Genomic DNA, 6,112 nt, shown 5'->3' with positions numbered 1-6,112 from the left:
CACGACTTCAGCTCCAGAAATGCCTCAAGCACGACGACGGGCGGCCCCTTCCAGCCGGAAGGTGCCGCCCGTCGTCGTACCCGAAATGGCGATGGGGTGTATTAGCTGTACCTGAAACGAAGATCGGGGGGATTAGCTGTACCCGAAACGGTCAGGGTTGGTCGGTTGGGGAGGGGCTACTTTTCGAACCAGATCGCGATCTCCCGCTGTGCCGATTCCGGCGAATCCGATCCGTGCACGAGGTTCTGCTGGACCTTGAGGCCCCAGTCGCGCCCGAAGTCGCCGCGGATGGTGCCGGGAGCCGCCGTCGTCGGATCCGTCGCGCCCGCGAGCGAACGGAAGCCCTCGATGACGCGCTCGCCCTCGAACACGGCGGCCACCACCTGCCCGCTCAGCATGAACTCGAGAAGCGGCTCGTAGAACGGCTTGCCCTCGTGTTCGGCATAGTGCTGCTCGAGCAGTTCACGTGTGGCCGTCAGCAGCTTGAGTTCGGCGAGCCGGTAGCCCTTGGCCTCCACGCGGGCGAGGATCGCGCCGGCGAGGCCGCGGGAGACGCCGTCGGGCTTCACGAGGACAAGGGTGCGCTCTGCGGTCACGGGTGCTCCTAGATAGGGGTCGTGGGATCGAGGCCCAGTCTACTGAGTCTGGGCCTCTCCCCCGGACGCGGCCGCGCCGCCCTCCTCTGGGTGGGTGCGCTCCCATTCGGCCTGCTCACGGTCCCGCTGGAGGTTCTCGCGGTCGAGTCTGGCTCCGGTCCGGATCGCATACCACCAGGCGAGAGCCATGAGCGCACCGACGAAGAACATCATGGGTTCGACGAACCCGAGCGCGATGAGTGCGAGCTGGAGCACCCACCCGAGAGCCATCCCCCACGCGCGCTTGACGACGGCGCAGGCGAGAATGAGCACTGCCACGAGACCGAATCCCGCGCCGAGCACGAGCCCCGCACCGTACTGGCTCGCGTGCAGCCCAAAGACAGCCAGCGTCGCGAAGAACGCGACGAAGGCCTCCGTGAGCAGAACGATCGAGGCGAACTGCACCCGGATCGAACGGCGTCGGCGGGGCATTCCCGGGCGCCACTCGCGCTGGGCCCTCGTGAGGCGTGCCATCAGTCCGCTGCCTTTCCAAGAAGAATCCGGGCCTCGCCGACCACCGTGATCGAGCCCGTGACGAGCACACCGCCCGCGTAATCCCCCACCTCGTCAGCGCGCTCGACGGCGTAGGCGATTGCCTCGTCCAGCTTGGCCTCGGTGTGGACGGCGTCCTCGTCGAAGCCCAGGTCCAGTGCGATCTCGGTGAGTTCCTCAGCCGGAATGGCCCTTGGCGAAGCCGACTGGGTGAAGACGTACTCGACCTGCTGCTCCTCGAACTCCTCGTCGAGCGCCCGGAGGATCTCCTCCGCATCCTTCTCGCGAAGCACTCCGAGGACCACGACGAGCCTGCTGAACTCGAAAGCCTCGACGAGTGCCTGGGCACTCACCCGAATGCCGCCCGGATTGTGCGCCGCGTCGACAACGATGGTCGGAGACGCCTTGACGACCTCAAGGCGCCCGGGCGACGTCACCGTGGCAAAGCCCTCGCGGAGGACGTCGGAATCGAGCTGACGCTCGCCCCCGCCGAGGAAGGCCTCGAGCGCGGCCACGGCGACGGCCGCGTTCTCGGCCTGGTGCGCCCCGTGCAGCGGCACGGTGAGGTCCTCGTACCGTCCGGCGAGGCCTTGGATGGTGACGAGCTGGCCACCCACGGCGAGAGTGCGGCTCTCGACGCCGAACTCGACCCCCTCGAAACGGAACTCTGCGCCGACCTCGCGGGCCTTCTCGAGCAGGACCTGTGCGGCGTCCGCAGGCTGGGCCGCGCTCACAAGGAAGCCGCCAGCCTTGATGATGCCGGCCTTCTCCCGGGCGATGTCCGCCGTCGTCTCGCCGAGCAGGTCGGTGTGATCGAGCGAGATGGGCGTCACGACGGAGACGACGCCGTCGCCCACGTTCGTGGCGTCGGTGACCCCGCCGAGGCCCACCTCGATGACCGCGACGTCGACCGGCTCGTCCGCGAAGACGGCGAATCCGAGAATCGTCACGCACTCGAAGTAGGTGAGCCGCGGCTGGTCCGCTGCCTCGAGCTCGGCGTCGACGATGGCGATGTACGGCGCGATCTCGTTCCAGATCCGCACGAAGGTCGAGTCCGGAACCGGCGACCCGTCGATGCTGATCCGCTCCGTGACCCGGCTCAGGTGGGGGCTCGTGTAACGGCCCGTCCGGAGGCCGTGGGCGCGGAGGCCCGCCTCGATCATCCTCGCGGTCGAGGTCTTCCCGTTGGTGCCCGTGATGTGCACGATCGGATAGGCCTTGTTGGGCTCCCCCAACACGTCCATGGCCCGGAACAACGGCGCCAGGCGCGGCTCCATCTTGTTCTCGGGGGCCCGGCCGAGGAGCTCGGCGTAGACCTCGTCGACGGTAGTCAGGGAACTCGTCGCCTCAGTCATCGTGCGCCCTCCGTCGCCGTCTCGACCCGCTCGACGATTGCCGTCGGTTCGATCTCCGCCTCGAGGAACTCGAGCTCGACGCTGAGCGTCTCGCCCTTGAGCAGTTCGGCGTGGGCGAGGGCAGCCGCGATGACGGCTGGCCGGGCGGTGAGGCTCGTCCGGATCCGGTCGCTCACGTTGAGGTCGGCGTCCTTGCGGGCCTGCTGGATCACGCGCACGAGATCGCGCGCAAGGCCCTCCGCCTCGAGCTCGGGCGTGACCTCGGTGTCCAGGACCACGAATCCACCGCCCGGAAGCATCGCGACCGCGCTCGATCCGCCCGCCTTCTCGGCATCGACGATGGTCTCGAGCGTGTACTCGTGCGGCTCGAGCCGAATACCGCCGGCCGTCACCGTGCCGTCGTCGGCAACAGACCAGTCGCCGGACTTCGAGCCCTTGATCGCCTGCTGAACACCCTTGCCGAGCCGCGGACCGGCTGCCCGGGCGTTCACCACCAGCTTCTGCTCGATCCCGAACTCCTCCGGCGAGGCCTCGTCGGCGTCGAGCAGGCGCACGGACTTGAGGTTCAGCTCGTCCGCGATCACGGCCTCCGAACCGGCGAGAGAGCTGGCCGAGGGCACGACGACGGTCATCGCCTTGAGCGGGAGCCGCACCCTGAGCTTCGCTGCCTTGCGCAGCGACGAACCCGCGGAGCACACGGCCTGGGTGCGGTCCATCTGCTCGACGAGTGTGGGCTCGTCGGCGAACAGCGCTGCATCGGGCCAATCGGTGAGATGCACGGAGCGTCCGCCCGTGAGGCCGCGCCACATCGCCTCGGAGACGAGCGGCAGGAGGGGGGCCGCGGCTCGGCACACGGCTTCGAGCGCCGTGTAGAGCGCGTCGAACGCGTCGGCATCCTCATCGAAGAAGCGCTGCCGACTCCGGCGTACGTACCAGTTGGTGAGCATCTCGAGGTACTCGCGCAGCAGCTCGCAGGCGTTGGAGATGTCGTACGCGTCGAGGTGGCCGCGCATGCCGGAGACGAGACGCCCCGTCTCGGCGAGCAGGTAGCGGTCCAGCGGATCGGTGTAGCCGTCGTGCCGCAGCTTCGCGTCGTAGCCCCCGTTCTGGGTGCTGCGCGCGGTGCTTCCCGCGCCGCGCGCGGCGTTCGCGTAGAGCGTGAAGAAGCTGTAGACATTCCACAGCGGCAGGATCACCTGGCGCACGCCGTCGCGGATCCCCTGCTCGGTCACGATGAGGTTGCCGCCGCGCAGGATCGGACTGGCCATGAGGAACCAGCGCATTGCATCGGAGCCGTCGCGGTCGAGGACCTCGGACACGTCCGGATAGTTCTGAAGGCTCTTGGACATCTTCTGCCCGTCCGAGCCGAGCACGATCCCGTGGCTGATGACGTTCCGGAAGGCCGGCCGGTCGAACAGCGCCGTCGCGAGGATGTGGAGCGTATAGAACCAGCCGCGGGTCTGGCCGATGTACTCGACGATGAAGTCGCCCGGGTTGTGGGTCTCGAACCAGTCCTGGTTCTCCATCGGGTAGTGCACCTGGGCATACGGCATCGAGCCGGAGTCGAACCACACATCCAGCACGTCAGGCACTCGCCGCATGGTCGACTTGCCCGTCGGATCGTCGGGGTTCGGCCGGGTGAGCTCATCGATGAACGGCCGGTGCAGGTCGGGTTGTCCATCGTGGTTGAGCGGGAGGCGCCCGAAGTCACGCTCGAGCTCCGCGAGCGAACCGTACACGTCGGTGCGCGGGTACTCGGGGTTGTCCGAGACCCAGACGGGGATCGGCGAGCCCCAGTACCGGTTGCGGCTGATGGACCAGTCACGGGCATTCTCGAGCCACTTCCCGAACTGGCCATGCTTGACGTTGCCGGGGATCCAGTTGATCTGCTCATTGAGCTCGATCATGCGGTCCTTGATCTTCGTGACCTCGACGAACCAGCTCGACACGGCCCGGTAGATGAGCGGATTGCGGCAGCGCCAGCAGTGGGGGTAGCTGTGGACGTAGCTCGCCTGCTTGACCAGCCGCCCCTGCTCGCGCAGGACCCGCGTGATCGGCTTGTTGGCGTCGAAGACCTGAAGGCCGACAATGTCCGCGAGGGGCGCGCTCTCACCCGAGGCGAACAGCGGAAGGAACTTCGCGCCGTCGTCCACGGAAAGGATGACCGGGATGCCCGCCACCTCGCACACCTTCTGGTCATCCTCGCCGTAGGCGGGAGCCTGGTGGACGATGCCCGTGCCGTCCGTCGTCGTGACGTAGTCTGCAACGAGGATCTGCCACGCTTTGCCAGTCCCCCACGTCTCGGGGTCGGTGAAGTAGTCCCACAGGGGCTCGTAGCGGATACCGTCGAGCTCGGTGCCGAGGAAGGTGCGTTCGACGGCGGCCGCCGCGGCCTCAGCCGCAGAGACAGCGCCGTCCTCGTACCCGAGATCCTTGGCATAGCTGCCGATGAGATCCTCGGCCAAGAGGAAGCGGGCGTCCGCCGGGATCCCGGAGGCGGCAATGCCCTTCGGCCCCGCGGGCACGACGGCGTAGCGCACCTCGGGCCCGACGGCGAGCGCTTCGTTCGTCGGGAGGGTCCAGGGCGTCGTCGTCCATGCGATCGCCAGAACGCCGGCGAGCGCCTTCGACGCCTCCGATTCGCCGGCGAGCAGCGGGAACGTCACGGTGACTGTCTGGTCCTGACGGTCCTTGTAGACGTCGTCGTCCATGCGGAGCTCGTGGTTGGAGAGAGGCGTCTCGTCCTTCCAGCAGTACGGGAGGACGCGGTATCCGCTGTAGGTGAGGCCCTTGTCGTAGAGCGTCTTGAACGCCCAGATGACGGACTCCATGTACTCGACGTTGAGCGTCTTGTAGTCGTTCTCGAAGTCCACCCAGCGGGCCTGGCGCTTCACGTACGCCTCCCACTCGTGGGTGTACTTCAGCACGGAGGCCCGGCACGCGTCGTTGAACTTGTCGATGCCCATCTTCTCGATGTGGGCCTTGTCGCTCATCCCGAGCTGCTTCATGGCCTCGAGCTCGGCGGGCAGCCCGTGGGTGTCCCAGCCGAAGCGACGCTCGACCCGCTTGCCGCGCTGGGTCTGGTAGCGCGCGACGAGATCCTTTGCGTAGCCCGTCAGGAGGTGGCCGTAGTGCGGGAGTCCGTTGGCGAAGGGGGGCCCGTCGTAGAACACGAACTCGTTGGAGCCGTCACGCCCGCTCTCCCGCTGGTCGATGGAGGCCTGGAAGGTGCCGTCCTCGTCCCAGTACTTGAGGACGCGCTGCTCGAGATCGGGGAACCGCACGCTGCTGGTTGCCGCCGCTCCCGATGCGTCCTCGGGGTTCGGGGAGGTAGTCGCCTTGGGGTACACGCTCACGGAAGATCCTTGGCTGTCGAGGCTTCGGAACGCGAGGACGGCGAACGCTCGGATCTGCCGAGCGGCACCGCGGTACCACCTCGCTTGCCCACTCGCCACGTGCTTGCACGCGCGGCGGGGGGCCTCTCGTGAGGGCTGTGACGGGCCTGCCCGTCCGGTTCTACTGGGCGGGCTCCGCTTGCGCGCAACTCGCCGTTCTTCCGGAAGCTCGCCGGTGATGGCCGGGTCGACGCTTTGAGGCCCAGTCTACCCTTCCCGGCGCGGCTTCCGGTCC

General features: G+C 67.7%; 4 protein-coding genes. All 4 read right to left on the bottom strand.

The window, feature by feature from the left end; translation table 11 throughout:
* Positions 1–176: 176 nt before the first annotated feature.
* Genes ndk through ileS form a run of 4 tightly spaced genes read right to left on the bottom strand, consistent with a single transcriptional unit; the run spans position 177 to position 5,838 of the window.
* Positions 177–596: a nucleoside-diphosphate kinase gene (gene ndk, locus V7053_RS08995; RefSeq protein WP_334171935.1), complete on the bottom strand. Its 420-nt coding sequence runs from the start codon at positions 594–596 to the stop codon at positions 177–179.
* Positions 597–635: 39 nt separating this feature from the next.
* Positions 636–1,109 carry a DUF4233 domain-containing protein gene (locus tag V7053_RS08990; protein WP_334171934.1) on the bottom strand — a complete coding sequence of 158 codons (474 nt, stop codon included), beginning with the start codon at positions 1,107–1,109 and terminating at the stop codon, positions 636–638.
* Positions 1,109–2,482 carry a bifunctional folylpolyglutamate synthase/dihydrofolate synthase gene (locus V7053_RS08985; protein WP_334171933.1) on the bottom strand — a complete coding sequence of 458 codons (1,374 nt, stop codon included), beginning with the start codon at positions 2,480–2,482 and terminating at the stop codon, positions 1,109–1,111. Before V7053_RS08985 ends, V7053_RS08990 begins: the two co-directional genes overlap by 1 nt.
* The gene (gene ileS, locus V7053_RS08980) at positions 2,479–5,838 is read right to left on the bottom strand and encodes an isoleucine--tRNA ligase (RefSeq protein ID WP_334171932.1); all 3,360 of its coding nucleotides are present in this window, start codon (positions 5,836–5,838) and stop codon (positions 2,479–2,481) included. Before ileS ends, V7053_RS08985 begins: the two co-directional genes overlap by 4 nt.
* Positions 5,839–6,112 lie beyond the last annotated feature (274 nt).

Source organism: Sinomonas sp., assembly GCF_036848755.1.
Lineage (GTDB): Bacteria > Actinomycetota > Actinomycetes > Actinomycetales > Micrococcaceae > Sinomonas.
Note: the sequence above shows the minus strand (reverse complement) of the source record. Positions and strands in the feature narration are given on the sequence as shown.